Origin of the sequence: Xanthomonas rydalmerensis (assembly GCF_033170385.1) — a bacterium.
GTDB lineage: Bacteria > Pseudomonadota > Gammaproteobacteria > Xanthomonadales > Xanthomonadaceae > Xanthomonas_A > Xanthomonas_A rydalmerensis.
Genome location: NZ_CP126170.1, coordinates 1,283,362 through 1,307,794, shown reverse-complemented (window position 1 = coordinate 1,307,794; position 24,433 = coordinate 1,283,362). Strand labels below are relative to the sequence as shown.

19 protein-coding genes and 1 tRNA gene are annotated in these 24,433 nt (G+C 62.3%); 12 read left to right on the top strand and 8 right to left on the bottom strand.

Going from position 1 to position 24,433, the window contains the following annotated elements; genetic code table 11:
- Nucleotides 1-9 precede the first annotated feature (9 nt).
- Nucleotides 10-5,607 (bottom strand): DUF3320 domain-containing protein, encoded by a 5,598-nt coding sequence (locus tag QN245_RS05480; protein ID WP_317844755.1) that lies wholly within the window; start codon nt 5,605-5,607, stop codon nt 10-12.
- A 117-nt stretch (nt 5,608-5,724) separates the two neighbouring features.
- Here QN245_RS05480 and QN245_RS05475 point away from each other — a divergent pair, with 117 nt between their 5' ends.
- Entirely contained in the window at nt 5,725-6,474 is a 750-nt protein-coding gene (locus QN245_RS05475) for an abortive infection family protein (RefSeq protein ID WP_160967675.1), read from the top strand.
- A gap of 232 nt (nt 6,475-6,706) precedes the next feature.
- On the opposite strand, the gene QN245_RS05470 is transcribed toward QN245_RS05475, so the two are convergent.
- Both QN245_RS05470 and QN245_RS05465 read right to left on the bottom strand, forming a co-directional pair.
- A complete protein-coding gene (locus QN245_RS05470; protein WP_160967673.1) occupies nt 6,707-8,098 on the bottom strand; it encodes a hypothetical protein in 1,392 nt (463 codons plus the stop codon).
- A gap of 19 nt (nt 8,099-8,117) precedes the next feature.
- On the bottom strand, nt 8,118-8,480 hold the full coding sequence (locus QN245_RS05465) for a hypothetical protein (RefSeq protein ID WP_317844754.1): 363 nt from the start codon (nt 8,478-8,480) through the stop codon (nt 8,118-8,120).
- Nucleotides 8,481-8,634: 154 nt separating this feature from the next.
- On the opposite strand from QN245_RS05465, the gene QN245_RS05460 reads away from it, so the two are divergent.
- Together QN245_RS05460 and QN245_RS05455 are read left to right on the top strand one after the other, a co-directional pair.
- Nucleotides 8,635-9,498: a hypothetical protein gene (locus QN245_RS05460; protein ID WP_160967669.1), complete on the top strand. Its 864-nt coding sequence runs from the start codon at nt 8,635-8,637 to the stop codon at nt 9,496-9,498.
- A 23-nt stretch (nt 9,499-9,521) separates the two neighbouring features.
- Nucleotides 9,522-10,253, top strand: a complete 732-nt coding sequence (locus QN245_RS05455; RefSeq protein WP_160967667.1) for a hypothetical protein — start codon at nt 9,522-9,524, stop codon at nt 10,251-10,253.
- A gap of 427 nt (nt 10,254-10,680) precedes the next feature.
- Here QN245_RS05455 and QN245_RS05450 read toward each other — a convergent pair whose 3' ends face one another.
- From QN245_RS05450 to QN245_RS05435, 4 genes are all read right to left on the bottom strand, one after another.
- A complete protein-coding gene (locus tag QN245_RS05450; RefSeq protein ID WP_160967665.1) occupies nt 10,681-11,850 on the bottom strand; it encodes a hypothetical protein in 1,170 nt (389 codons plus the stop codon).
- A gap of 163 nt (nt 11,851-12,013) precedes the next feature.
- The gene (locus QN245_RS05445) at nt 12,014-12,334 is read right to left on the bottom strand and encodes a hypothetical protein (RefSeq protein ID WP_317844753.1); all 321 of its coding nucleotides are present in this window, start codon (nt 12,332-12,334) and stop codon (nt 12,014-12,016) included.
- Between the two features lie 924 nt (nt 12,335-13,258).
- Nucleotides 13,259-13,332 (bottom strand) — tRNA-Gly (locus tag QN245_RS05440).
- Between the two features lie 254 nt (nt 13,333-13,586).
- Nucleotides 13,587-15,407: an autotransporter outer membrane beta-barrel domain-containing protein gene (locus QN245_RS05435; protein ID WP_317844752.1), complete on the bottom strand. Its 1,821-nt coding sequence runs from the start codon at nt 15,405-15,407 to the stop codon at nt 13,587-13,589.
- A 172-nt stretch (nt 15,408-15,579) separates the two neighbouring features.
- Here QN245_RS05435 and thiS point away from each other — a divergent pair, with 172 nt between their 5' ends.
- From thiS to QN245_RS05415, 4 genes are all read left to right on the top strand, one after another.
- On the top strand, nt 15,580-15,780 hold the full coding sequence (thiS, locus tag QN245_RS05430) for a sulfur carrier protein ThiS (protein ID WP_160947570.1): 201 nt from the start codon (nt 15,580-15,582) through the stop codon (nt 15,778-15,780).
- 64 nt (nt 15,781-15,844) lie between these two features.
- Entirely contained in the window at nt 15,845-16,639 is a 795-nt protein-coding gene (locus QN245_RS05425; RefSeq protein ID WP_017910410.1) for a thiazole synthase, read from the top strand.
- 10 nt (nt 16,640-16,649) lie between these two features.
- Complete coding sequence (gene trmB, locus QN245_RS05420) at nt 16,650-17,402, top strand: tRNA (guanosine(46)-N7)-methyltransferase TrmB (RefSeq protein ID WP_317844751.1); 753 nt, start codon at nt 16,650-16,652, stop codon at nt 17,400-17,402.
- Between the two features lie 122 nt (nt 17,403-17,524).
- Entirely contained in the window at nt 17,525-19,393 is a 1,869-nt protein-coding gene (locus tag QN245_RS05415) for an SLC13 family permease (RefSeq protein ID WP_184447014.1), read from the top strand.
- Between the two features lie 31 nt (nt 19,394-19,424).
- Here QN245_RS05415 and QN245_RS05410 read toward each other — a convergent pair whose 3' ends face one another.
- A complete protein-coding gene (locus QN245_RS05410) occupies nt 19,425-19,763 on the bottom strand; it encodes a Rieske (2Fe-2S) protein (RefSeq protein ID WP_317844750.1) in 339 nt (112 codons plus the stop codon).
- Between the two features lie 201 nt (nt 19,764-19,964).
- On the opposite strand from QN245_RS05410, the gene QN245_RS05405 reads away from it, so the two are divergent.
- From QN245_RS05405 to QN245_RS05385, 5 genes are all read left to right on the top strand, one after another.
- Nucleotides 19,965-20,237: a hypothetical protein gene (locus QN245_RS05405; protein ID WP_160967651.1), complete on the top strand. Its 273-nt coding sequence runs from the start codon at nt 19,965-19,967 to the stop codon at nt 20,235-20,237.
- A gap of 118 nt (nt 20,238-20,355) precedes the next feature.
- The gene (locus tag QN245_RS05400; RefSeq protein ID WP_160967649.1) at nt 20,356-21,063 is read left to right on the top strand and encodes a fumarylacetoacetate hydrolase family protein; all 708 of its coding nucleotides are present in this window, start codon (nt 20,356-20,358) and stop codon (nt 21,061-21,063) included.
- Nucleotides 21,064-21,174: 111 nt separating this feature from the next.
- Entirely contained in the window at nt 21,175-21,594 is a 420-nt protein-coding gene (mscL, locus tag QN245_RS05395; protein WP_160967647.1) for a large-conductance mechanosensitive channel protein MscL, read from the top strand.
- Nucleotides 21,595-21,688: 94 nt separating this feature from the next.
- Nucleotides 21,689-23,107, top strand: a complete 1,419-nt coding sequence (locus tag QN245_RS05390) for a M28 family peptidase (protein WP_317844749.1) — start codon at nt 21,689-21,691, stop codon at nt 23,105-23,107.
- A gap of 65 nt (nt 23,108-23,172) precedes the next feature.
- Entirely contained in the window at nt 23,173-24,222 is a 1,050-nt protein-coding gene (locus QN245_RS05385) for a LacI family DNA-binding transcriptional regulator (protein ID WP_425612915.1), read from the top strand.
- The last annotated feature ends 211 nt before the right edge of the window (nt 24,223-24,433 follow it).

Here is a 24,433-nt window from a genome sequence, read left to right as displayed (position 1 = left end):
CCAGCAAGATCAGGTGTTTGTTAAGAGGTCTCCTCTCAAGGTCAACCGTTCGTCCTTTATTAGAGTTTCGCAGCGATCCAGAATGACCCGACGAAGTTGCTGGCTCGTGCTCTTGTAGCCAAGCTGCCGCGAGGCCATTGTCACCAGTTCCTCAGCCTTGGCGCCAAGATTGTCCTTCACGATCCTAATCAAAGCGACATCGATTTCGGAGGGCGGCAGAAATTCTGGGCGGCGTAGCGTCAACGACTCGACCATCGAGCGGTCCCGCACGCGGACCTCTTTCCCCGGAATGACCAAGAAGTCTTTGTCCACGATCTGCACACCACCCAGAGATACCAATGATCCAATCGCTTCTTCAACCGCCTGCTGGATGCGCGAGCCTGCACGCTGCAACCCCCAAAGCGTTCGGGCACGGCTCATGACTTCGCTTCGATGGATCGGGCTCTCTACTTCGACAATCTTGTTAACGATCGTCGCTAGCAGACCTAGTGGTGCCAGGTGCAACTCGAACTGCTTGCTCGGCACAGCGAAGGACGCCTCAATGTAGGGCTCCGTGTCCGGAGGAATTTGAGCTTCAATGAGCCCCATCTCGGCCACTTCACCGCGATCAACGGTGAGGATCTCGACTGGCACCGCACGATGCGAAGCCTTAGCCTTGGACTCGAAGGCGCCTGACTCTGACTTCGCGTGTTCAATAGCGGCAACAAGCTTTTCAAGCTCCGCCTCAGGCCGATGGAACCAGTCTGAACTCCAAATGCGGCAAACCTGCCAGCCTTTGTCACGCAACACGCTCTCGCGCAAACGGTCCCGATCACGGGCACTTTTTGCATCTCGATACGACTGCCCGTCGCACTCAATCCCTAAGATGTAGCGTCCAGGTTCGTCCGGATTGGCAATCGCGATATCGACGAAGAAGCCTGCCAAGCCCACATCTGTGTGGAGATCATAGCCTCGCTCGCGAAGCGCTTGGGCGACCTCTTGCTCAAACACACTTTGCTTGGCGTCACGTGCCTCAGTGGTAAGGGTGAGCCGACCAGTCCTAGCGTAATTCAAGAAGAGCTTTAAGGCGAAAGTGCCCTTGCCCTTGGCGCGATCGGTATCGACGTCTTCGTCAGTGATCGAGGTGAATATTTCGCAGCGCGACTTGGCCCGGCTGATCAGCACGTTCAAGCGACGCTCGCCACCTTCACTGCTCACGGGACCGAAATTCATCGTCATGTGGCGCTGAGCATCGCGCCCGTAGCCGACCGAGATGAAGATGACATCGCGCTCGTCGCCCTGGATGTTTTCCAAACTCTTGACGAAGAAAGGCTCTGCTGGATGATCGGCGAAGAACCCTTCCGTTTCAGGGTGCTGGCGGCGCAGGAGCTCTAATTCATCAAGAATGGCACGGCGCTGCGCTGTCGAGAAGGTCGCTACGCCCAGCGTTAGTTGAGGCGTGTTCTGCGCATGGGAAAGCACCGCGAGTGCTACGGCCTTGGCCTCCTTGGGATTGGTGCGTGTGTTGCCCCGGTCGTAGATGGCTTCTGGCAAATGGTGCAGTCGCAAGCCCACACCGGCTTCGCTGGTATAGGGACTGGGGACGATGAAGAGCTTGCCTTCGTAAAACTGCTGATTGGAAACGGCAATGAGCGACTGATGGCGGCTCCGGTAGTGCCAACGCAGCATGCGCTCAGGCAAGCCTCTTGCGCGGCAAAGGCCCAAGATGCTCTCCACATCCGACGCCTGTGCCCCACCCTCGTCGTCCTCCCGATCACCCCCATCGCCAAGCGCCTTGGAGAAGAAGCGCGTGGGCGGAAGCTGCCGCTCGTCACCGACAATGACCAACTGCTTGGCGCGCGCGATCGCACCGAGCGCATCGATCGGCTGCACCTGGCTCGCCTCGTCAATGACCAGCATGTCAAAGTCCAACGCACCCGCCGGCAAGAACTGCGCCACCGACAGCGGACTCATCATGAAGACGGGTTTAAGCGCCTGGATGGCCGGGGCGCACCGTTGCATCAGTTGCCGGATCGGCAGATGCCCCTTCTTCCTCGCCATCTCGCCAATCAAAACAGCGGTCGGTCCCGTTGCTCCACCTTGCCTCGGGATCTTGCTGTGGTGCGCCTTGACGACCTCGTAGCGGGCAAGCTGCATGCGCTCTTGATCGAGGCTTGCAAAGCTTGCCACCACTTGCGATTGACGCTGCCCGTCAAAGCTTGCCAGCGCCCGATCGCGTTGCACCAGTGCTTGAAGCACCGCTTCGTAGTAAGACAGTTCAAACACGCCCAGAGCATCGGCAACTGCCAAGTCCCCTTCGGTAAGCGCATCGACCACCGTGCCAAGGCCTTTGCGCTTGGCCTCATTGGCAATGGCCAGATACGCCACCCAAGTCCTAAGCCCTTCCGGGTCGGCTTGCCAGCTCGCCAGCTGTGATTTGAGCGTCGCCAAAGGCGTTTGGCTTGGGTCACGCGTGATCTCGGCGTTGCCCTCAAACTGCAAGCCAACCAGAAGATCCATCACTTCGCCTGCCAGGATGCCGGCAGCCGACGAGGCACGTTCGGCTTGGTCCAACAGCGGTTGAGGCTCACTGATCCGTGCGGCCAAAGGCCGAAGCTCGGGATTTTGCTCAATCCAAGACACGATTAGGCGAAGCTCGCTTGGCTTACTGTCGAGCGCTAGCCAAAACGGGCCAAACGCAGACGCCCCATCATCGGCCAAACCCTCAAACGCAGCAGTGGCCGCTTGTGCCTGCTGGATCTCCCCTACCACAGCAAGTGCCTGCTCTACCGTCAGCTCTTCTGCCCCGAGCAAGAAGGCTGCCTGTTCAGATGCGGCCAGCCAAAGCGCCGATTTATCCGTGAGATCAGAAAGCGCAACACGCTTTAAGACGGTCTCCTCGCCCCAAGGATTGCGCTCAGCTGCAAGCAATGCTTCGTGCACGGGCAAGAGATTGCGACCGAGTTCTTCCAGAACTGGCTTCACGCGCTTGGCAATCTCGGTTGCCAGCACCCGATCACCGATATCAACCAGGCGCTCGCGCACCCCACTCCCTAAGGGACGGAGCGTGCGCATCCAAGCCACAACGCCTCTCAGGAACGAGGGGTTGGAGCGCTCACGCTGCCAATTCGAGCCAAATGCCTCTTGGCCTTGGGAGTCGTGCTCGGCGATTTTGCGCTGTGCCGCTTTGGCATCGAGCAGCACATCCAAAGAGCCAAGCATCTCCAAAGCTGAAAGCTTGGGGTTAGAAAGCAGTGTGCGGATTGTCTGATTGGCGCGACGCCAATCTCCACTCAGGAAGCGAAACAGGCTCGTGCCGCGCATGGCCAACTGACCGCGCGCCGCTTCAAGTTCCGCAGGGTCTTTGTTCCAGGCGCTGTCCCGGAAGACCGTTGAGAGGCTTGCTTTGGCCTGCTGGACGCTTTCAACGGCCACGACGATCTCTTCGACCGCATCAACCCCTCGGTCCCAAATGTGAGCCACCAGCGCATCGCGATCGAGTTCCGGAATGCTCGTGGCCCGCTCAGCGATCGCAACGAGGCGGAGGGCAAGATCCAGCGTTAGCGTTGACCTCTCAGCTAGAAGCTGCGTCAAGCGAGTGAGGTCTGGCAGAAGCCGAACCAGCACGCTGTGCGCCCCAACGAGCGTTGCAAGCTCTTTCCCCAAAACGAAGATGCTTGGCAAGACGCCCAAGGTCGCCTTAGTGGCGTCCCAGTCCTGCACCAACGCGTCCACTTTGATCTTGGCTTCGACCGCCGCCCTGGCCTTCTGAACGCTTTCCAGCGCGTCGATGACTGTCGAAGCACGACCAGGCTCGTCCCAAACCTCGCTTTGGAGCGCGTTGGAGCCAAGCTTCGGCGCTTCGAGGAGCGCTTTCACGCGCTGGACCGCAAAGCCCGCATCATCAAAGCGCGCGGGAGGGGCAAGGTCCAGTGTGTGATGGAGCGAAGTGCTTGACGCTTCCCAGTCCCCCAGCCGCTGGGACAATCCTGCGACCAAAATGAGCAACCGGTCGCGTTCACTCGGCAAGAGACCGTCGTTCTGAACGCCGCTCCAAGCGTGCTCATCTGGAACGCCAATTTCTTCAATTCGCTCGATCAGCTCACGCAGGAGTGATTCCCGCTCATCCTTTTGATGAGACGCCCAAGAGGTCGGCACTTCGAGAGGCAGGCTTTGGGTCGTGTAGCCCAAGCGACGCAGGCGCACCATGTGTCCGAAGACTTGGTAAGGCGTCAGTCCAGACGGCTGGTGAGCTTCGTGGAGCCGCGCCACATGGGCATTGAGCGTGTCACGTCGTTCGGTAAGCTGCTCGATGATAGGCGCAGCACTGCTTCGCTTGGGCTCGCCCAAGTTCAGCGTGTGGCGAAGTTCTTCCAGTAATGAGCGCTTGTTGGCTTTGTTGCTGTGAAGTTCCAAACAGGCCACCCCCACACCGACATGATCCAAGCGCCGTTTCACGACTTCGAGCGCGGCCATCTTCTCGGCCACGAACAACACCCGCTTACCCTCAGCCACAGCACCTGAGATGATGTTCGCGATGGTTTGAGATTTGCCCGTTCCAGGCGGCCCTTGCACCAGGATGTTGTTGCCTTGGAGCACATCGTGCACCACCAAGGCTTGCGACGAATCGCAGTCCACCACATGACGCATCTTCTCAGGCGGAATGATGCTGTCTAGATTGCTCGCCTCATCCGTGAGGCTGGCGCCAGGGAAGCCGTCCTGAACGACGCCGCGAAGTGTCGGGATGGCCTCCATCCCACCAAGCGCCTCCCAACCGTGAGGGTCTAGGTCTCGATACATCATGAACTTGGCGAACGAGAACAGCCCTAGGATGGCGTCATCGCGAAGCACACCCCAGGCGTCCTTGCCTTCCAGCATCACTTCAACCGACGCCAAGTAGGCATCGATATCGAGCGTTTCGAACTCATCGATGTTGGGTAAGCGAAGCCCAAACTCGCGCTGCAAGAACAACTGCAACGACAGATTGGCTTGTATGTCGTCACCGGTCCATTTGAGGTGGAACTTCTCGCCCGCAGTGCTGCGCTCTAACTGAACGGGGATGAGCACCAACGGCGCGAAGCGATCCGTTTGAGGAGTGGAAGTAGCACGCCAACGCAAGTAGCCAACGGCCAAGTAAAGAACATTGACGCCCTGCTCTTCTTGGAGCGTGCGTGCGTCTACGTAAAGATCCAACAGGCGCTTCTGGAGGCCCGTTGGCGTGAGACGCGTTGTGAGATGCGCATCCCAATGCGCTTTGACTCGCCCATTTTCATCCAACTCGAAGTCAGGCTGAGCCATCAACTCCCGGTCTTCCGGGGCCTCATCCAAGAAAACTTCCGCATCTTCGTCATCTAAGTCAGGCAACGCGCCGCCTTGCTTGGGGTCTTGCTTTCCTGGCACGAAAGTGAAGCGCTTACCATCGATGACCAAGGTCTGATACATCGCCTTGGCAAGCTCATGGACAACCTCAATGGTCTTTGCACGCCCGCCTCTGGGTGTATGGAGCAGACGATTGCGCGTAGACAGGTCCAAAAGCTCCAAGCGGGCCTTTTCAATCTTGTCTTTAAGGCCGCCGGTTCCCCGAAGTGAAGACTGCTCATCTGCCTGTGCTACTGCCGTCTGATCCATCGACTCGTCCCCTGTGACGGGACATGGCCGGGCGTGCAAGGCCGCCCTCCGCTGTCCCAAAGCGTCTGTCTATAATGCGCCGAAAGTGACGCGTGTTCCAGCCAGCCAGGAGTCGCTGTGGGCGAGTTGAGAAGCAGTGAAATTCATTGGATTGTCTACCAATACATCGGCGTGGAGGGCGGTTACTTAGGCGACTTTTCCTATAAGACTCACCGCGAGTTTTACCCCGGCTTTTGTGACCTCGACTTGGATCCCGATGCTTTTACCGGCAGCACAACCCGTGAGCGCTTCACTGCCATACTGGCGGGCGTTGAAGCACATCAACAAGGCGCCATCTTGCGCGGTATCGCCCGGAAATATCCACTTGGAAGCGAACACTTCCGGACGCAACAGGCATACCGGCAACTCATGGAACTTACCAAGCGCTGTGCTGACGCGCTTTCGGTCCAAGCGAGTAACCCAGCGATCACCAGCGAAGTCTTGAAGCGCGCGTTAGCCGATACCGATCGACTCATCCAAGGCGCAGGACCAACTCATGCAGTAGATCGGATCCATACCGCAATTCATGCTTACTTGAAAGCGGTTTGCCAGGCTCATGGGATCGAAGCCCCACCAAACGCGACGATTACCCACTTGTTCAAGCAACTCCGATCGGGCCATCCGGGGTTGCGTGATATGGGGAGCCAATCCGAGGCCATGAGTAAAATGCTGTCCTCGTTGAGCAATGTCATGGATTGTCTCAATCCTGCGCGCAATCACGGGAGCTTGGCGCACGCCAACGAAGAGCTTCTAGACAAGGACGAGGCGACGCTAACGATCAATGCTGCTCGAACCATATTCCAATACCTGGACGCGAAATTCCGTTAGGCCTGACAGCAAAGCCCTTGCAATCCGCTTTGCACTGTATTCAATGAGTCAGGATCGCCTCCAAATCAGCCTAGTCGTCTCCTATTAACTGGACGCACAAGTCGTCAGCGCTTTGCCAGCTGCCACCCTCCCCGCCCGCATGGCCTCCTCGGGGCTAAAGAACCAGACCCCTTTATCACGCTCTACTATTACAACTCAGATTTTTCACAGCTGATTGCTAGGGCCACAGTTACTAATTTTCCAAGGGAGGCATATCCCTAAATGCTTTGGGGTCAGCATCACTGCCCTGATAGTAATGAAGTCTGATCAACGCTTCCCTAAGCACCTCCGCGGCTAGTTGCGTGGCAAGGTGGCGGTCGCGCTGGAACTCCATCATGCGATCGTGGTGATTGCCGTGCAGGATTTTCGATCGACACTCGTCATAAATACGCTTAACCAAAGCTCTGAGGGTAAGTTGAACAGCCCCCTTCGTCACCAAGGCGTGTTCTTGACGCCTGGTCATATGTATAACGACACCTAAGATGCCACCGAACTTTCCGCCACAAGCTAGCACATCTAGCGATGTTCCAAGCTTGGCAACCGCAATAGCGTCGCTTAGCTCCCGCTGCGCTTCTGCATACCAGTCCAAGGCTGTCGCCCAACGACTGGCCAACTGTGGATGAGGATGTTTGCTGGGGTCAACTAGACAGTCCAGAACCATAGAGATTGCATCCAACTCCCCTTTTACCCGCTCAAAGTGAGATTTAATTTCCTCAGGAGGGAGCTTAGTCAAGCGCTGGCTGGCTATGCGACGGGGCGACCAAAGGAAGCCATCGGTTTCAATGATGTCTTGAATTTCTGTTGGTGGTAGCCGTTCGGATTGAAGCGCTTGTTGGTAGAACGCACCTTGTTGCCCGATCAGCAAAGAAGACGCATCCAGCGCCGTTTTGCAGGCGATCTCTGCGCGCTGGCGCGAAAATTCTGTGTCCAAGCCACTAATCGTGACTGCTAGCACGGCGGGTGAGGAGCGAATAACGGGAAGGACCATTCGGGCCAATCCCTCCTTAGGCTCATCGGCTTTTCCGTCAAGCACCGCGCGAACAAGACTCTTCCACTGCGCGTTATCCACCGCGTTGCCGGGGAAGTGCTCCTTAGCCCAGTCTGCGAATTCAACGCCTTCAAGCCATCGATCCCAAGTCATAAAAGAGACCGGTCCGATGGACCACTCTCCAAGTGACTCAACACCCAGTGTCCAGGCAGGAAGGTAGTGGCGCTTAGATTGAGTGCGATCATTGAGCTGCCGTAGAAGCTCTTCGCGCAGCAAGAGAAGTGGTTTATCGGTGACAAAGGCCTGCGTTGCGTGGAGTTCGGTGACTGCTTGGCGAAGCATCAGCCCCAGACTATTCTCATCAATCTGGTGTCCAAGGGGACCAGGCTCCACATGCAGCTGAGCCGTTAGGCGATGCATCAGCAAGGCCGCCTGCTGCGTGAAGTGTCGCTGCTCACCCGACTTCGCGGTGGAAAAGTTAGAAAGACCGAAATTTTTCCAAAATTCGTGACTTGAAAGCACCTCAGGCCGATGCGTGTAATCCAGCTCATCAATAAGCTGCCGAAGCAAACCATCAGGCCCTGATGCACTGGTCATCTCCACTCTTTGCTATCCATCAGACCCGTGTGGTTTTCCAATCGACAACATCGAAAATTAACGCCGCATCACCAGCCTTATTCCATACCGCCACACCCAGCTTCCAGAAGAAAACATGAGTTGTTGTTTGATACTTATTGACCATAGAGGCATTTCTCCCATCTTTGGTCATGAGCTGAATCCAGTCACCCTTCTTGACAGCAAGATTATTGAACCAGTATAGGTGCCGAAGTTCATTAGATACATGATTTTCATCAGTGTAGGTGGTATCACAGAGAAGATAATGACTGAGGCTTTGAATATCCTCCAATACCTGGATCCATACGCATTCGCTCGCCAAGTCACCCTTATTCGCCACGGAGTGCACCTTCAGCTTACTCATCACGACCTCTGCTGTTTGGGTTCTACATATGATCTAGAGAGCGCTTCGCCCCCGATGCCATCCCCTTGATCGTATCGCAATATTCGCCACTGCGGATCGGCTTGACTAGCTGCACGGCACTTGAAAGCATGCAAGTTAGGACAAGGGGAGCCTGATGGACAAAGCAAGGGATCTTCGAAGCAATCAAGAATACACAGCACAGGAAGTCGCGGATCTAGATCCGTCCTCCCGGCGCGCCTTGAAGCTCCATTTGCGCTGCCCCTATTGCGAGGCCACGGCTCATTTCAGATCCGCATCCAGGCCGAGTCCTGGCCGGCGCAGCAAAGTCGCACACTTCTACGCTCTTCCCCACGCAGATGAGTGTGACATCACTCGAAGCTATGGCGACCCCTGGGAAGACGACGACAGCGATCGAACGGTGGCTCATTGGGAGCAGCGCAACACCAAGCTTATCGTGTTGATCCCGTCTTTGACGGCAGAGAGCGATGACATCACCTCAGAGGATCAGGAAGGGCCTGGGGAAGAAAGTCGCTCGCGGAGCAGCGGCGATGGCACAAGGCGTTCAAATACCGTCTCGCGTGGGCCTCAAAAGCTGCTTGAACAGCTGGTCGAGTGGCCGAGCTTTAAGACAAGTTCGATGACGATTCGCATGCCAGGCAACGACCGGCCTGAGGTGGCTGTCCATGATGCATTCGTGCGTTTTGAATCAGCGATCATGGCGCATCACACGGGCCGATGGTTGGGGTTCTGGGGCATCGTCCGTCCGTGGAAATTGTGGACAGCGCATGACACTTATTACTGCAACTTTGGCACCACACGTGAGAGTTTCCGTATCGCGCTTCTGCGTGATCACATCCCTTCGATCCTCGCTCGCTATGGCCTATCGAGCATTGACGAGATGGTTGGCCACTATCTTCTCCTTTTCGATTACGCCCGAGAGTCAGGCTCAGGGCGTTTCATGGCTGACATCAACTCCGTGCATCACATCGGGTTCTTGAGGAACGATCAAAGTAGCTGAGTAGCTCATCAAACACGACAGCCATGCGCCATATCGAAATTGTCCGATCGAAGCGTTCCAGCCCTTCACCAGAGGACGCGAACAAGGCGTCCTCGAAGCGATCTTGGTCCATCACCACGTTGATCGGCAGTATCGCTGCGATGACAACGCTGGCTGGGATCGTGCTTCACGGGTGTGGGCATGTTGCCTACACCAGCTATCTCAATGCGTGGGGTGTCCAGGCAGATCTCTTTCCTCAATCCACCGACTGGAAAGTCATCCGAGGCTACTATGCCATTGTGTTGGAAGGCATTGGAGTCATCCACTCCGTGCCTTGGCTTGCAGTGTTGCTCGCTTTTTTCTTCTTGTGGTTGGCAGTTTGGGTCTACCGCTTCCCTGCCCGACCCTACAAAGGAGTTCGCATCAAAGAATTTGGCCGGCGTCACCCTTCAATCATGCTTGTCCTGTCATCAGCGGGTATCGCCGCCTCTGGCATTTATCTTGCAGCGACACTTTTTTTCGTCGGCTTGTTCGTATCAGTCTTACCAGGATTTGTTGGCGAACATGCTGGAAAAAATGAAGCAAGCGCTGAGCGGCGTCGCTTACTCGGCCCGGTGTCGCGCGGCGATACGGAACTCTGGGAAAAGGGCGAGCGTAAGATCCGAGGCCACATCATCGCCAGTAGCTCTGAACTGATCGCCATTTATGACATTGACCTTCATCAAGTTCGAACAATGTCGCGTGGCGATTGGGAGATTCGACGGGTAACTCCATGAAAGCCGGGGCCAGGAGCGCCTAAGGAACCGAGCACCCTCTGCGTGGAAGCAGACAGGACCTCTATCCTTTCTTGCTTCCCATCCCCCGAGTCGGCGCTGCCTGCTCTTGCGCTTACTTCTGGGTCATCTCCACCTGGTGCTGACGCACTTCGACTTGCTTGATGACCTCCGCCTGTACCAGGTTCTGCTCCGCTGGCTGCTGGGCCGCCTCCCTACCGTCCACTTGGGCATAGAGAACGCATGTCAGCGCAGTGCCGGCCGCCACCCTGCCCGCAAGGCTTCACGGGGGCCAGGCACGTGGTAGATCTTATTGCCCTGACGCGAGATGTTGCCCTTGATGCGGCACCCACCGGACCTGGGTGCCGCAACGATCGGTGCTCTACCTCCCGCCTGCTCGCGCTTGCTGCGCCGGCAGTCCGCTCAAAGATCAATCCCACCAATCCTTCTCAGGCTTGTTCCAATGCGAGTAGCCACTGAAGTAGGGATCGAGCTTTACGTCCAAGTTGATTACGTGCGAAAGAGATGAGGTGATCGGATCGAGGCATTTCACTTGTTCGTTGGCCCAGGCTAGCCACACCTGCGCTTCCGGTGTCGGATCTGCGCTTTGTTGAACTGCCAAGATGAAGTGGCGAATTCGCTGAGCGCGCTCCCAAGCAAGCATGTTCTGCACCAGGCGGGCTCGTTGTGTGCGCAAGACAGCCCTTGCCCGCTCCGCTTCTATGCGCCTAGCTTCTTGTTCTCTCGCATCGGCAGTTCGCTTCTCGTTCTCCAAGCGACGCGTGCGCAATGCGTCTTCCCACACAGGGACTTCTGCGATCACCTCATGGAGCTGAGCCTCCAAGGGGTTTCCTGCCCGATCCTTCCAAATGTGGCGACTGTTGCCAAGCCATTGGTCAAACTCCAAGGCAAATTCGCCCGTTCCCACCAAGATGTAAGCTGGCCTCCACGGCTCGTAGTAAGACTCTCCTCTTCGTCCGGGTGGGCGAGGCGGTGGTGGTGGCGGTAGCGTTTGCTTGGTCCTTTCGCTCAACCGGAAAGATACAGTTCCTTCTTTCAACACCAATTCTGTTGAAGCCCGCTCCTCGTTGAGGCGGACTTTGCAGCCCTTGGCCTCGAACTGCTTGATCAGGACGTCCAATAGGATCAAGGCTCTGGGTAGCTGAGCCGTCGAGGTTCTGAGCCGAAGCACCTTGTTATAGCTCAACTGCAAGACGCCCTTGTCCTCTCGGGCAGCCTTTGCTGCCGCTTTGACCTCAGCGATCAAGCGGTGGGGCTTGATGAGTTCTTGGGGAACCGCAACAGGTGGCCCAAGCGGCACCTCGGGTCGAGGTGGCTTGGAAGGAGCGTTCTCGGACACGGTAAAGAGCACGACACTTGGCTGCCCTTCCTTGGCATCCGGAAGAGGGGGCTGCTTGACGGTCCGCCCAGTCCGGACGATTGCCCAGTGCCCTCTGTTCGGAAGTGGAATCTCCGCTTTTCGACATGCCTTCGAGAAAGCGACATCGGATACGCCGATTTCCTTGGCAAGGACGAGCACAGGGCGTGCCCAAACCATCTCGTAGAGTTCTTCCCGAGTGAACTTGACCTGCTTATACACAGAAGGCGCGCCTTTGATGTGCCAACCAGATGCATCTTAGATCGACCGGATGACCAACGGAACCAGCACGACAAGATCATCTAGGCGTCCATAAAAGCACAATCAACTCGGGGCTTTTCGTCTACTGCCTATCGAGTAGATCAGCCAGGACACTTGGGAAACTTCAATCCTTCTTGGGCGGGCCACCAAAAAATCCCAGTTCGATCCACAACGCCAAGGCGCGCACAGCAACTTCTAGCGAGTGACTGTCTTCATATCTTCCTAGACGCAGCGCTGCTAGTGACTGGACCTCAGGTGGCATCATGAATGCCGCATTCTTCTCGCCTTTAGATCTCTTCTTGACGACGAAGCTAAACGGCATCAAAGGCCAATATCGAATAGTCGGCCACGTGTGGGTCGAATATACCCTGGTGAGGGATGAAGGCTCAATTTGCGCCGAGATTTTGGCACCGTCGCTTCCGACGCCAGAGAAGAAGTAAACCATCCTTTTCGCCGGCAACAGATAGCCCAATTTTAGCAAAGGCGTCCCTCGCCACCTCATTGAATATCTGCTTTCGCGCAACAACCGATTCCCTTCCTTTCAAATCGATAGGGGCTCCACGCGTGACGACACAGAGATTCTCAACCTCTTGGTCGACGCTTTCTTGATAGGCCGGCAGATGCGCGAAGAGGATCTGACTGAATTGTTCAGGAAAGAACCGGACGAGCAATTCCACTTTCGCAAGAAGTCGAGAGTAGGATCATCCAAAATAAGGGAAATGGTTTTGCCCACCTCATCCCGAGAAGTGGCTTTCCCTTCCCCAAGTCGAACGCCGAGCTCATTCTCCCAGTTTCCGGGGAAGACTGATTTTCAATAAATTTATGGTAGCTATCAGGCCCAAAAACAGCCATCGCAAGAGACATCTCGCCTTGAATGCATGAAAACCCCCGATCGACGAAAATCTCGTCGATTGGGGCTAGATTCAACGCAGCAACTAACGCTGCGTCCTCAGGCGTATCGATCTGGGCCTTAACGATGCGTGCCATTAGGCAGCGTCACATCGGTCAATGTGAGTTCGCGCAGTCCTTGCTCTCGAATTCGGCGCAGCACTTCGTCCAGATCCACTGACTTTCCCTGCCTCAATGCTTGGAACGCGTTCGATAGTGCCACTCCCATGTAGGCAGACACCAGACGCGCAGCGTCGCCGGGGCAAAGATAGAGAGGACGAACAAGAAAACGCGAGCCGACTTACCCCTGCAAATCAGCAGGAACCAAGAAGCGCACGTAGAGGCCTGATGACCGATGCAGCAAGAGGGGCTTTGGGAAAAACGATACCTCAAACGATACCTTGGGAGGTCGTTCGAGGCGGTCTTCAGCCGGACGGAATAGTCAGCGCGGTCAACAACTTAGCGCTAGCATTCGCGAGACTGGAGCGGGCGATGGGAATCGAACCCACGTCAGTAGCTTGGGAAGCTACAGCTCTACCATTGAGCTACGCCCGCGTTGCCGGTGCAGTCTATGCGCTGGGCCGGGGGTTGCGCAAGAAATCGGCGCGATGCGGGCTGCAGTGCGCGGACGAAAGCGACACGGCCCGGCAGGTGCCGTGGAAATGCAGAAGGGCTTCAGTCCCGACGGCTCGAACTCCGAGGCGTCGGGGCTGAAGCCCCTCCCACAACAGGCACTGCTGCCTTTGTACATCCCTCGCCCTACCCTGCCCGGCACGCAGCCGGGCAAGGCGGGCAAACCCGGGCGGTGCTTAGAAGCTGCCGCCGAAGTTCACGAACAGCGAGGTGTCGTGCGCGCGCGACTGGCCCGTGGTGGTGGCGATGCCGACGTTGCTCTCGAAGCCCCACAGCTTGGTCCGCGCGCCCAGCACCACCGACGCGTAGTTGCGGTCGAAGTCGATGCCCGGCACCGCGTACTCGCCCAGGTCGGACATGGTCTGCAGCCACGCGGTGGCTTCCTGGTTCTTCTTGAACTCGTGGTCGTAGGTGGCCTGCAGGTACGGCTTCACCATGCCGGCATCGAGGCTGGCCTTCCAGCCGATGCGGCCGACCATCGACTCGACGTCGCGGTCGCTGTAGCCCAGCGCGCTGGAGTTCGGGTTGCTCTCGGTGTAGCCGTCGAGCTTGACCTTCTGCCAGATCGCCGCGGCCACCGGGCCGTGCTTGAAGCTGCCTTCGCCGAACTCGTAGCCGCCCTGCAGCGCCGCGGTCAGGTTGCTGCCGTCCGGCGAGCCCTTGTGCTCGATGGTGGCCGGGCCGAGGTTGACCTTGCGGGTGACGTCGTAGCTCAGCCAGGTGTAGCTGACCTGGGCGTTGACCCAGGCGTGCTCGCCGTACCAGCCGGCGAAGCCGCCGAGGGTGCTGTCGTCCTGGGTGTAGTCGCCGCCGCGGTTGCCGAAGTCGGCATCGGTGCGACCGAAGCCGCCGAAGCCGCCGAACACCCACTCGCCGCGCGACCAGTCCACGCCGAACAGGCCGGCCGGGGCCATGCCGTCGTACAGGTCGCCGTGCTGGTAGCGCTGCATGTCGCCGCGCAGGTTGCCCCACCAGCGCACGCCGTCCGATTCCGGGCGGCCATCGACGTGCCAGGCGACCTGATCGGCGCGCGAGCGGCCGACCATCTGCGCCGAGTGCGTCAGGATCTGCTGGGTGCGCGGGCCTTCCAGGATCGACAGCGCGTACTGCGCCAGCAGTTCATGGGTGCGGCCGGTCGGGTGCACGCCATCGGCAAACACATAGGTATCGGCGGCATCGGCGCTGACGTAGCTGGTCGGGTTGCAGGTCAGCGACTGCGCGGTGACCTGCGGCTGGCAGGCGGTGCCGGTGACGTTGGTGAAGCCGTAGGTGCCCGGGTTGGCCACCACTTCCTGCAGCAGGTGGAAGGTATCGACCGGGATCACCCGCAGCCCGGCGCTCTTGAGGCCGGAGAACAGCGCGTTGTTGTAGGCGGTGGCCAGCGCGGTGCCCTGCGCCATCGCCACGGCGCCGCCGGCGCGGAAGCGCGGGGTGATGCCGACGTCGGGCAGGTTGTTGACCATGACATAGCGCGCGCCGGCGTTCTGCAGGCTGGCGACGATGCCCACTTCTGCGGCCACCGCATTGCCGATGGTGGTCTGCACCGGCGCGCCGCCGGCGATGGCGAACAGGTCGTTGGCGCCGCCCCACACCGAGTACAGCGCATTCGGGTCGGCCTTGCCGCCGTTGGCGGCCAGGTAGTTGCTGGCCTGGGTGGCCAGCGACGGCGCCACGCCGAGGGCGCTCGGGTTGGCCACGCCGACGCGGGCGTTGCCGGCGGCATAGTCGTCGCCGATCTGGCCGTTGCCGTTGGCGGCGGCGTTGGTGCCGTAGTACTCGGCCACGTACTGCGCCCAGACGAAGTCCGGGTTGGTGGTGAACTGGCCGGTCACCGCACGTACCGAGGCCGGCAGCAGCGGCCGGTAGTAGCCGGCGTCGGTCAGGCTGTCGCCGAAGAACACGGTGCGGCTGTAGGTGGACTGCGCGAACGCAGGCGCGGCGGCGAGCACGATCGCGGCGGCGAGCAGCGAACGGAGCGGACGGATGGACGAAGTCATGGAAGCCCTCCCGGGCAGAAATGGAACACGAGAAATGCAACGAAACGGGGGAGCGGCCGCGCCATACGTTGCCGCATGGCCGACATGATTTCACCTCTGCCGGACACGCTCACGTTGCACTGCCGCAAGATCGCGACTCGCGCGCCCAGGGCGCGCATTGCACAATGATGGCATGAACATCGAATTGAACGGCAGACAATGCACGCTGGCGCCGGCCACCACCGTGGCCGCGCTGCTGCAGGCCGAAGGACTGGGGCAGCGGCGGGTGGCGGTCGAGGTCAACGGCGAGATCGTGCCGCGCGGCGCGCACGCCGCGCACGAACTGCACGCCGGCGACCGGGTCGAGATCGTGCACGCGCTGGGCGGCGGCTGAATCGCGCCGCCGCGCGTCCCGGTGCGGACTCGGCAGGGCCGGTGCGATGGGCGATAATCCGCCGATGAACGCTCCCGCCCCCCACGATGCGCTGGTGATCGCCGGCAAACCCTACCGTTCGCGCCTGCTCACCGGCACCGGCAAGTTCGCCGATCTCGAACAGACCCGCCTGGCCACCGAGGCCGCCGCCGCGCAGATCGTCACCGTGGCGATCCGCCGCAGCAACATCGGCCAGAACCCGGGCGAGCCCAACCTGCTCGACGTGCTGCCGCCTGAACAGTACACCATCCTGCCCAACACCGCCGGCTGCTACACCGCCGAGGATGCGGTGCGCACCTGCCGGCTGGCGCGCGAACTGCTCGACGGCCACAACCTGACCAAGCTGGAAGTGCTGGGCGACCAGCGCACCCTGTTCCCGGACGTGGTGCAGACCCTCAAGGCCGCCGAAATCCTGGTCGCCGATGGTTTCGAGGTGATGGTCTATACCAGCGACGACCCGATCCTGGCCAAGCGCCTGGAAGAGATCGGCTGCGTGGCGGTGATGCCGCTGGCCGCGCCGATCGGCTCCGGGCTGGGCATCCAGAACCGCTACAACTTGCTGGAGATCATCGACAACGCCAAAGTGCCGATCATCGTCGACGCCGGCGTCGGCACCGCCTCGGACGCGGCGATCGCGATGGAACTGGGCTGCGACGGCGTGCTGATGAACACCGCCATCGCCGGCGCGCGCAATCCGGTGCTGATGGCCAGCGCCATGCGCAAGGCGGTGGAAGCCGGCCGCGAGGCGTTCCTGGCCGGGCGCATCCCGCGCAAGCGCTACGCCAGCGCCTCCTCGCCGGTCGACGGATTGATCGGGTGAGGCCGCAGGCATGACCGATCCGTTCTCCAGCGCCGGCGCCAAGACCCCGCCGAAACCCTTCACCGTCGAGGAAAGGCGCCGCCAGGTGCGCAGCTTCGTGCTGCGCCAGGGCCGCTTCACCCCGGCCCAGCAGCGCGCGTTCGATGCGCTGTGGCCGCGCTTCGGCCTGGACTACAGCGGCCAGCCGCGCGATCTGGACGCCACCTTCGGCCGCAACGCGCCCAAGGTGCTGGAGATCGGCTTCGGCAACGGCGCGGCCTTGCGCCATGCCGCGCAGCACGATCCGAGCCGCGACTACATCGGCATCGAGGTGCACGCGCCCGGCGTGGGCCGCCTGCTCAACGCGCTGGCCGAGGACGGTGCCGACCACGTGCGCCTGTACCACCACGATGCGGTGGAGGTGCTGCAGCACGAGATCGCCGACGGCAGCCTGGACGAGGTGCGCATCTACTTCCCCGATCCCTGGCACAAGAAGCGCCACAACAAGCGGCGCCTGCTGCAGCCGGCGTTCGCCGCGCTGCTGGTGCGCAAGCTGCGCGACGGCGGCCGCCTGCACTGCGCCACCGACTGGGCCGACTACGCCGAGCAGATGTGGGACGTGCTCGACGCCACCCCCGGCCTGGTCAACCGCGCCGGCCCGCGCGGCCACGTACCGCGCCCGGACTGGCGCCCGCAGACCCACTTCGAGACCCGCGGCCAGAATCTGGGCCATGGGGTGTGGGATTTGCTGTACGACAAGCCGGGATTGGGGAGTCGGGATTAGGGATGAGGAGCGAATCCGCCACCTTCCGGACACAATGCCTCCGCGGCACGCCATTAGCGCGGCCGGTCCCGATTCGCGCTGTCAGCTAATCCCGAATCCCCAATCCCCAATCCCGGCCCCCAATGGACACCGCGCTGACGCTGACCACCGATATGAAGCTCGTGCTCGGGCTGGTCGGCTTCACCATGGCGATGTTCGTGTTCGAGCGGATCCGCGCCGACGTGGTGGCGCTGGTGGTGCTGGTGGTGCTCGGGGTGACCGGGTTGATCGCGCCGGAGGAGCTGTTCAGCGGTTTCTCCGGTAATGCGGTGATGAGCATCATCGCCACCACCATCCTCGGCGCCGGGCTGGAGCGCACCGGCGCGCTGAACCGGCTGGCGTCGTGGCTGCTGCGTCGCGCGCGCGGGGTCGAGGAACGGCTGATGCTGCTGACCACCGCCATCGCCGGGCTCAATTCCTCGTTCATGCAGAACCCCTCGGTGATGGCGCTGTACCTGCCGGTGGCCTCGCGCCTGGTCGGACGCACCGGCCTGACCCTGCAGCGGCTGCTGCTGCCGATCGCCGCGGCCATCGTGATGGGCGGCGCGCTGACCATGGTCGGCAACTCGCCGCTGATCCTGCTCAACGACCTGCTGCAGTCGGCCAACAACAACCTGCCCTCGGGCATGGCCACCATCGAGCCGCTGCGCATGTTCGCGCCGCTGCCGATCGGCATGGCGCTGCTGCTGGCCTCGCTGATCTACTTCCGCGTGCGCGGCGACAAGGCATTGGCCGAAGAAGAGCGGCTGATCAACGACGGCGTCACCCCGGCGCGCACCGAGAGCTATTTCGCCCGCACTTACGGCATCGAGGGCGATGTGTTCGAACTGATCGTCAGCGCCGACAGCCCGCTGGTCGGCATGACCCTGGGCGAGGCCGAGACCGTGCACAACGCACCGCTGTTGCTGGCCCTGAAGACCGGCAACGACACCCGCCTGGCGCCGCCGGCGGACATGCGCATCTGGGTCGGCAGCGTGCTCGGGGTGATGGGCGCGCGCCAGCAGGTGGCCGATTTCGCGCAGAACCAGTTCCTGCGCCTGTCCTCGCGCCTGCGCAACCTCGGCGACCTGTTCAACCCCAGCCGCGCCGGCATCTCCGAGGCGGTGATCCCGCCGACCTCGCGCTTCATCGGCAAGAGCGCGGCCGAACTGCGCCTGCGCAAGCAGGCCGGGATCAGCCTGCTGGCGATCAACCGCGACAAGCAGGTGATCCGCGAGGACGTGCGCAAGGTGCCGCTGCGCGCCGGCGACATGCTGGTGTTCCACAGCATCTGGCAGGACCTGGCACAGGCCTCGGAAAGCCGCGACTTCGTGGTGGTCACCGACTACCCCAAGGGCGAGCACCGTCCGCACAAGTTCAAGATCGCGATGACGATCTTCGCCCTGACCATCCTGATCGCGCTCACCTCCAAGCTGCCGGTGGCGCTGACCCTGATGACCGGCGTGGCCGGCATGCTGCTGACCGGCGTGCTGCGCATGGACGAGGCTTACGCCTCGATCAACTGGAAGACCGTGTTCCTGATGGCCGGGCTGATCCCGCTGGGCTGGGCGATGGACAGCAGCGGCGCGGCGGCCTGGGTCGCCGGCCACACCATCGCGCGCTTGCCCGAGGGCATTCCGGTGTGGGCGCTGGAGATCGCCCTGGGCCTGCTGACCACCGCGTTCTCGCTGGTGATCAGCCATGTGGGCGCGACCATTGTGATGGTGCCGATCGCGGTCAACCTGGCGCTGGCGGCCGGCGGCAACCCCACCGCGTTCGCGCTGATCGTGGCGCTGTCGGCGTCCAACAATCTGATGACCGCGTCCAATCCGGTGATCTCGATGATCACCGGCCCGGCCAACTACCAGCCGCGCGAACTGTGGCGCGTCGGCGGCCCGCTGTCGCTGGTCTATACCCTGGTGGTGGTGCTGATGGTCAACCTGATGTCGATGGGCTGGTGGCACGCGCTGTAGCGCGCCGCGCCGCAAGCGCGCTTGCTGCGCGCTAGACCAGCACCACCTGCCCTGCCCGCACGTCCACCGGCACCGCATGCAGGCTCTGGCCGCGGCACGGGCCGGACACGCACAGGCCGTCCCGCAGCTCGAACGCGGCACCATGCGCGGCGCACACCACATGGCCCTCGCGGCTCTTCAGGAACTGTCCGGGCGCCCAGTCCAGGCGGCGGCCGGCGTGCGGGCACACGTTCAACCACGCACGCACGCTGTCGCCCTCGCGGTACAGCAGCAGCGACTCGGACTCGCCGCCGAGCAGCGCCTCGGCCTCGGCCAGTTCGCCGGGGACGAGGTCGTGCAGCGACGCCAGCACGGCGGAAGACTCGGTCATGACGGACGAACAGGCAGCGATGGGGCCGCAATTCTGGCACGGACCTGCCTTGCCCGCCCCTGCGTGATGCTTCACTCCGCGAGGACATGCAAGCGGTTGAACGCAAAGTGTTAATTTTTCGCTTAACGAAGTTTTCACTCCGTCACATAAAACAGCGTCGATACTGCACCCCTTCGGTTCAAACTGAAACAGAGTTCTGCCATGCGTGCTTCCGTCTTCAATTTCGACCAATTCCGGCATGTCTTCGCGCCGCGCAAGCCGCGCCATCCGCTGGTCAAGCTGGCAGTGGGCCTGCTCGGCCTGGCGATCCTGGCCGGGCTGGTGTTCGTCAGCGTGTTCGTGGGCGCGGCGATGATCCTGGGCGGCATCGCCATGAAACTGCTGAGCCAGCGCGGCAAGCGCCCGGCCACCGCACGCCGCCATGTCGTCGATGGCGAGTACCGGGTGGTGCGCAAGCCGGCCTTGCCGCTGTAAGGCGGGGATTGGGGAGTCGGGATTGGGGATTCGCGAAAGCGGCATCCGCATCCCTGTTGGAATTGGGTTGAACCCGACGCGTTAAACTGCGGCATCCCCTCTCGTTGGATGCACGCCCATGAAAGACCTGTTCGCCGCTGCCGAGGCTCCGCGCGTTCCCGTGCGCGGCCAGGGCCTGTTCCCGGTGCATCGCATCTACTGCGTGGGCCGCAACTTTGCCGACCACGCGCGCGAGATGGGCGCCAGTGCGCCCGCCTCGAAAGCCGAGCGTGGCCAGCCGACCTTCTTCATGAAACCGGCCGATGCGCTGGTGATCGGCGACGAAGCCATTCCCTACCCGTCCGCGACCCAGGACCTGCACCACGAGGTGGAACTGGTGGTGGCGCTGGGCCAGGACGCGCCCGCAGGCGTGCTGCCGGTGGAAGGCGCCGAGGCACTGGTCTTGGCCTATGGCGTGGGCCTGGACCTGACCCGTCGCGACCTGCAGGCCGCGGCCAAGGCCAAGGGCCTGCCGTGGGACATCGCCAAGGGCTTCGATGCCTCGGCGCCGATCAGCGAGCTGGTCCCGGCTGGCGAGGTCGGTGCACTGGAGGCGTTGAACCTGTCGCTGGAAGTCAACGGCGAGGTGCGCCAGCAGTCGCTGCTGGAGCAGATGATCTGGAACGTGCCGGAGATCCTGCACGAATTGTCCAAGCTGTTCGCGCTGCGCGCCGGCGACCTGGTGTTCATGGGCACGCCGGCCGGCGTGGCCGCGCTGCGCCCGGGCGACCGCTTCAGCGCGCGCCTGGAGAACGTGGCCGAGCGTCACGGCCGCATCGTCGGCTGAGCGGGCGCGCCTGTCGCGCGGCATGCGCACGGCTGTGATCCGACCACCACGGCGACTGCGCTAGGCTAGCGCCGCGGCGACAGGACCGCACTGACAAGAAGAGGAGTTCCGATGAGCATGATCCGCGAATTCAAGGAATTCGCCATGCGCGGCAACGTGCTGGACCTGGCGGTTGGCGTGGTGCTCGGCGCCGCGTTCGGCAAGATCGTCACCGCGCTGGTGGAGAAGATCATCATGCCGCCGATCGGAATGCTCGCGGGCGGCGTGGACTTCTCGCGCTGGGCATGGACGCTGAAGGCGGCCACGGTGGACGCGGCGGGCAAGCCGGTACCGGCCGTGGTGATCGGCATCGGCGACTTCCTCAACACCATCATCCAGTTCGTGATCGTGGCCTTCGCCATCTTCATGCTGGTCAAGGCGATCAACCGCATCGCACGCAAGGAACCGCCGGCGCCCAAGGCCCCGACCGAGGAAGTGCTGCTGCTGCGCGAGATCCGCGATTCGCTCAAGCACGACGCGCGTCCCGAATAAGCGCAGCGTCGCGCGGCCTGCACCCTGCAGGCCGCGCGGTGCATCGTGGTGAGGCACTGCTAAGCTGGCCGTTCCTGTGTTCGCGGAATCCGTCATGCGTCGTCTCGCCCTCGTCATCGCTGCCGTCCTCGGCCTGTCCTCCACTGCCGCCATGGCCGCCGACGCCACGCGTATTCCGGAGGCGGCGCTGCGCGACGCGGCGACCTTGCGCGAGCAGGCACTGGCCGACAACACCGGCTGGAAGGTCGTGGAATCGCTGACCACCGAAATCGGCCCGCGCATGGCCGGCAGCGAAGCCGATGCGCGCGCGGTGGCCTGGGCCACCGCCAAGTTCAAGGCGCTGGGCTTCGACAAGGTCTGGACCGAGCCGGTGACATTCCCGAAATGGGAACGCCGCAGCGAACACGCGCAGGTGCTCGGCGCGCACGCGCAACCGCTGACCGTCACCGCGCTGGGCGGCAGCCCGGGCGGCACGGTCGAGGCCGAGGTGGTGCGTTTCGTCGACCTGGCCGCATTGCAGGCGGCGCCGGCCGACGCACTGCGCGGCAAGATCGCCTTCGTCGATTACCAGATGCTGCGCACCCGCGACGGCAAGGACTACGGCAACGGCGGCGCGGTGCGCAGCAAGGGGCCGTCGGAAGCCATCCGCAAGGGCGCCATCGGCTTCGTGATGCGCTCGGCCGGCACCGATTCGCACCGCGTGCCGCATACCGGCATCACCCGCTTCGACGAGGGGCTGACGCCGGTGCCGGCGGCAGCGCTCTCTGTGCCCGACGCCAACCAGCTTGCGCGCCTGCTCGCGCGCGGCCCGGTGCGCCTGCGCCTGGCGCTGGACTGCGGCTGGGATGGCACCGCCACCTCCTACAACGTGATCGGGCAGATCACCGGGCGCACGCTGCCCGACGAGGTCGTGCTGATCGGCGGGCACCTGGATTCGTGGGACCTGGGCACCGGCGCGATCGACGATGGTGCCGGCGTGGCCATCAGCATGGCCGCCGGGCATCTGATCGGCCAACTCAAGCAGGCGCCCAAGCGCAGCATCCGCGTGATCGCCTTCGCCAACGAGGAGCAGGGCCTGTATGGCGGCAAGGCCTACGCGCAGGCGCATGCGCAGGACGTGGCGCGGCACCAGATCGCCGCCGAGAGCGACTTCGGCGCCGGTCGCATCTACGCCTTCAATACCGGCTCGGGCGACGCCGCCGGCTCGCGTGAAGCGACCCGGCAGATCGCCGAGGCGTTGGCGCCGCTCGGCATCGCCTATGCGCCGGAGGCCGGTGGCCCCGGCCCGGATGTCGGCCCGCTCGCGGCCAAGGGCGGCGCCTGGGCCTGGCTGGCGCAGGACGGCAGCGATTACTTCGATTTGCATCACACCGCCGACGACACCCTGGACAAGATCGACCCGAAGGCGCTGGCGCAGAACGTCGCTGCATACGCGGTGTTCGCGTATCTGGCCGCGCAGGCCGACGGTGGTTTCGGCAGCCAGGCCAAGACAGTGGAACCGCCCAGGGAGTAAAGTGCGTTGGCCCTGCGCAGGATGCGCGCGAGGGCGTTCCCTTCGCAGCAGCGCCAGGACCTTTGATGGGCATACGGCAACGTCGCGCGGGCTCAGCGGTGACGTTGCTGGATGTGGCCCGCCATGCGGGCGTGTCGCCGATGACCGCTTCGCGCGTGATCAACCGCCACCCGCGCGTGAGCGCGACCATGCGCGAGCGCGTCGAAGCGTCGATCCAGGCGCTGGGCTACCGCCCCAACCTCGCCGGCCGTTCGCTGCGCACCGCAGGACTGGCACGCATCGGCGTGCTGTACAGCAATCCCAGCGCGGCCTACCTCAACCAGTTCATGCTCGGCGTGCTCGAGCAGAGCAGCCTGGAAGGCTGCCAGGTGCTGGTGGAAAAGAGCGACGACAGCGACAGCCAGCGCGCCGCCACTGAACGCCTGCTCGATGCCGGTGCCGATGGCCTGATCCTGCCGCCGCCGCTGTGCGATGCGCGGCACACCATCGCCGAACTCGACGCGCGCGGCATCCCGCTGGTGGCGGTGGCCACCGGCGCACCGATGCCCGGGGTCAGCTCGGTACGCATCGACGACTACCAGGCCGCGTGCGCGCTCACCCAGCACCTGCTCGACCTGGGCCACCGCGACATCGGCTTCGTCAGCGGCGATCCCGGCCACACGCCCAGCGCGCTGCGCAGCCGCGCGTTCTTCGACACCATGGCCCGGGCCGGGCTGACGGTGGCACCCGAGCGCGTGGCCGAAGGCATGTTCACCTACCGCTCCGGCCTGCTCGCGGCCACCGCGCTGCTGCAGGTCACCCCGCGCCCCAGCGCGATCCTGTGCAGCAACGACGACATGGCGGCGGCGGCGCTGGCGATCGCGCACGGGCTGCGCCTGCGCGTACCCGAGGATCTGTCGATCGCCGGGTTTGACGACACGCCGGTGGCGACCACGATCTGGCCGGAGCTGACCACCATCCACCAGCCGGTCGCGGCGATGGGCGGGGCGGCGGTGGCGCTGCTGCTCGGCGAGATCCGCCAGCGCCGCGACGGCCTGGCCAGCCGCGGCACCCACCAGATACTCGACTACACCCTGGTCACGCGCGGCTCCACCGCGTCGCCCGCACCGCGCTGATCGTCGTCACGGCGCGACAGGCAATGCCTCACGCGCGCGCGTGCCGGACCACGTCGACCTGGGCCACGCCGAGCAGGCCGGTCAACGGCACCGCGGCGCGCCGCTGCTGCGGGTCCGCGACCAAGTCCTGACCGCGCAGCAGATCCAGCAGCCGCTCCGCCAGTGGCATGACCATGTGTCGTCCCCAGCAGCGCTCGGCCGCGTGCCCGAA

Excerpts from the sequence above, each read along its gene's own strand:
- QN245_RS05405 (WP_160967651.1), top strand. The coding sequence starts at position 19,965 with ATGCGTGCTTCCGTCTTCAATTTCGACCAATTCCGGCATGTCTTCGCG.
- QN245_RS05415 (WP_184447014.1), top strand. The coding sequence starts at position 17,525 with ATGGACACCGCGCTGACGCTGACCACCGATATGAAGCTCGTGCTCGGG.
- QN245_RS05455 (WP_160967667.1), top strand. The coding sequence starts at position 9,522 with ATGCGCCATATCGAAATTGTCCGATCGAAGCGTTCCAGCCCTTCACCA.
- QN245_RS05425 (WP_017910410.1), top strand. The coding sequence starts at position 15,845 with ATGAACGCTCCCGCCCCCCACGATGCGCTGGTGATCGCCGGCAAACCC.
- QN245_RS05460 (WP_160967669.1), top strand. The coding sequence starts at position 8,635 with ATGGACAAAGCAAGGGATCTTCGAAGCAATCAAGAATACACAGCACAG.
- QN245_RS05410 (WP_317844750.1), bottom strand. The coding sequence starts at position 19,763 with ATGACCGAGTCTTCCGCCGTGCTGGCGTCGCTGCACGACCTCGTCCCC.
- QN245_RS05435 (WP_317844752.1), bottom strand. The coding sequence starts at position 15,407 with ATGACTTCGTCCATCCGTCCGCTCCGTTCGCTGCTCGCCGCCGCGATC.
- QN245_RS05400 (WP_160967649.1), top strand. The coding sequence starts at position 20,356 with ATGAAAGACCTGTTCGCCGCTGCCGAGGCTCCGCGCGTTCCCGTGCGC.
- QN245_RS05480 (WP_317844755.1), bottom strand. The coding sequence starts at position 5,607 with ATGGATCAGACGGCAGTAGCACAGGCAGATGAGCAGTCTTCACTTCGG.
- QN245_RS05445 (WP_317844753.1), bottom strand. The coding sequence starts at position 12,334 with ATGGTTTACTTCTTCTCTGGCGTCGGAAGCGACGGTGCCAAAATCTCG.
- QN245_RS05390 (WP_317844749.1), top strand. The coding sequence starts at position 21,689 with ATGCGTCGTCTCGCCCTCGTCATCGCTGCCGTCCTCGGCCTGTCCTCC.
- QN245_RS05470 (WP_160967673.1), bottom strand. The coding sequence starts at position 8,098 with ATGACCAGTGCATCAGGGCCTGATGGTTTGCTTCGGCAGCTTATTGAT.
- QN245_RS05465 (WP_317844754.1), bottom strand. The coding sequence starts at position 8,480 with ATGAGTAAGCTGAAGGTGCACTCCGTGGCGAATAAGGGTGACTTGGCG.
- mscL (WP_160967647.1), top strand. The coding sequence starts at position 21,175 with ATGAGCATGATCCGCGAATTCAAGGAATTCGCCATGCGCGGCAACGTG.
- thiS (WP_160947570.1), top strand. The coding sequence starts at position 15,580 with ATGAACATCGAATTGAACGGCAGACAATGCACGCTGGCGCCGGCCACC.
- QN245_RS05385 (WP_425612915.1), top strand. The coding sequence starts at position 23,173 with ATGGGCATACGGCAACGTCGCGCGGGCTCAGCGGTGACGTTGCTGGAT.
- trmB (WP_317844751.1), top strand. The coding sequence starts at position 16,650 with ATGACCGATCCGTTCTCCAGCGCCGGCGCCAAGACCCCGCCGAAACCC.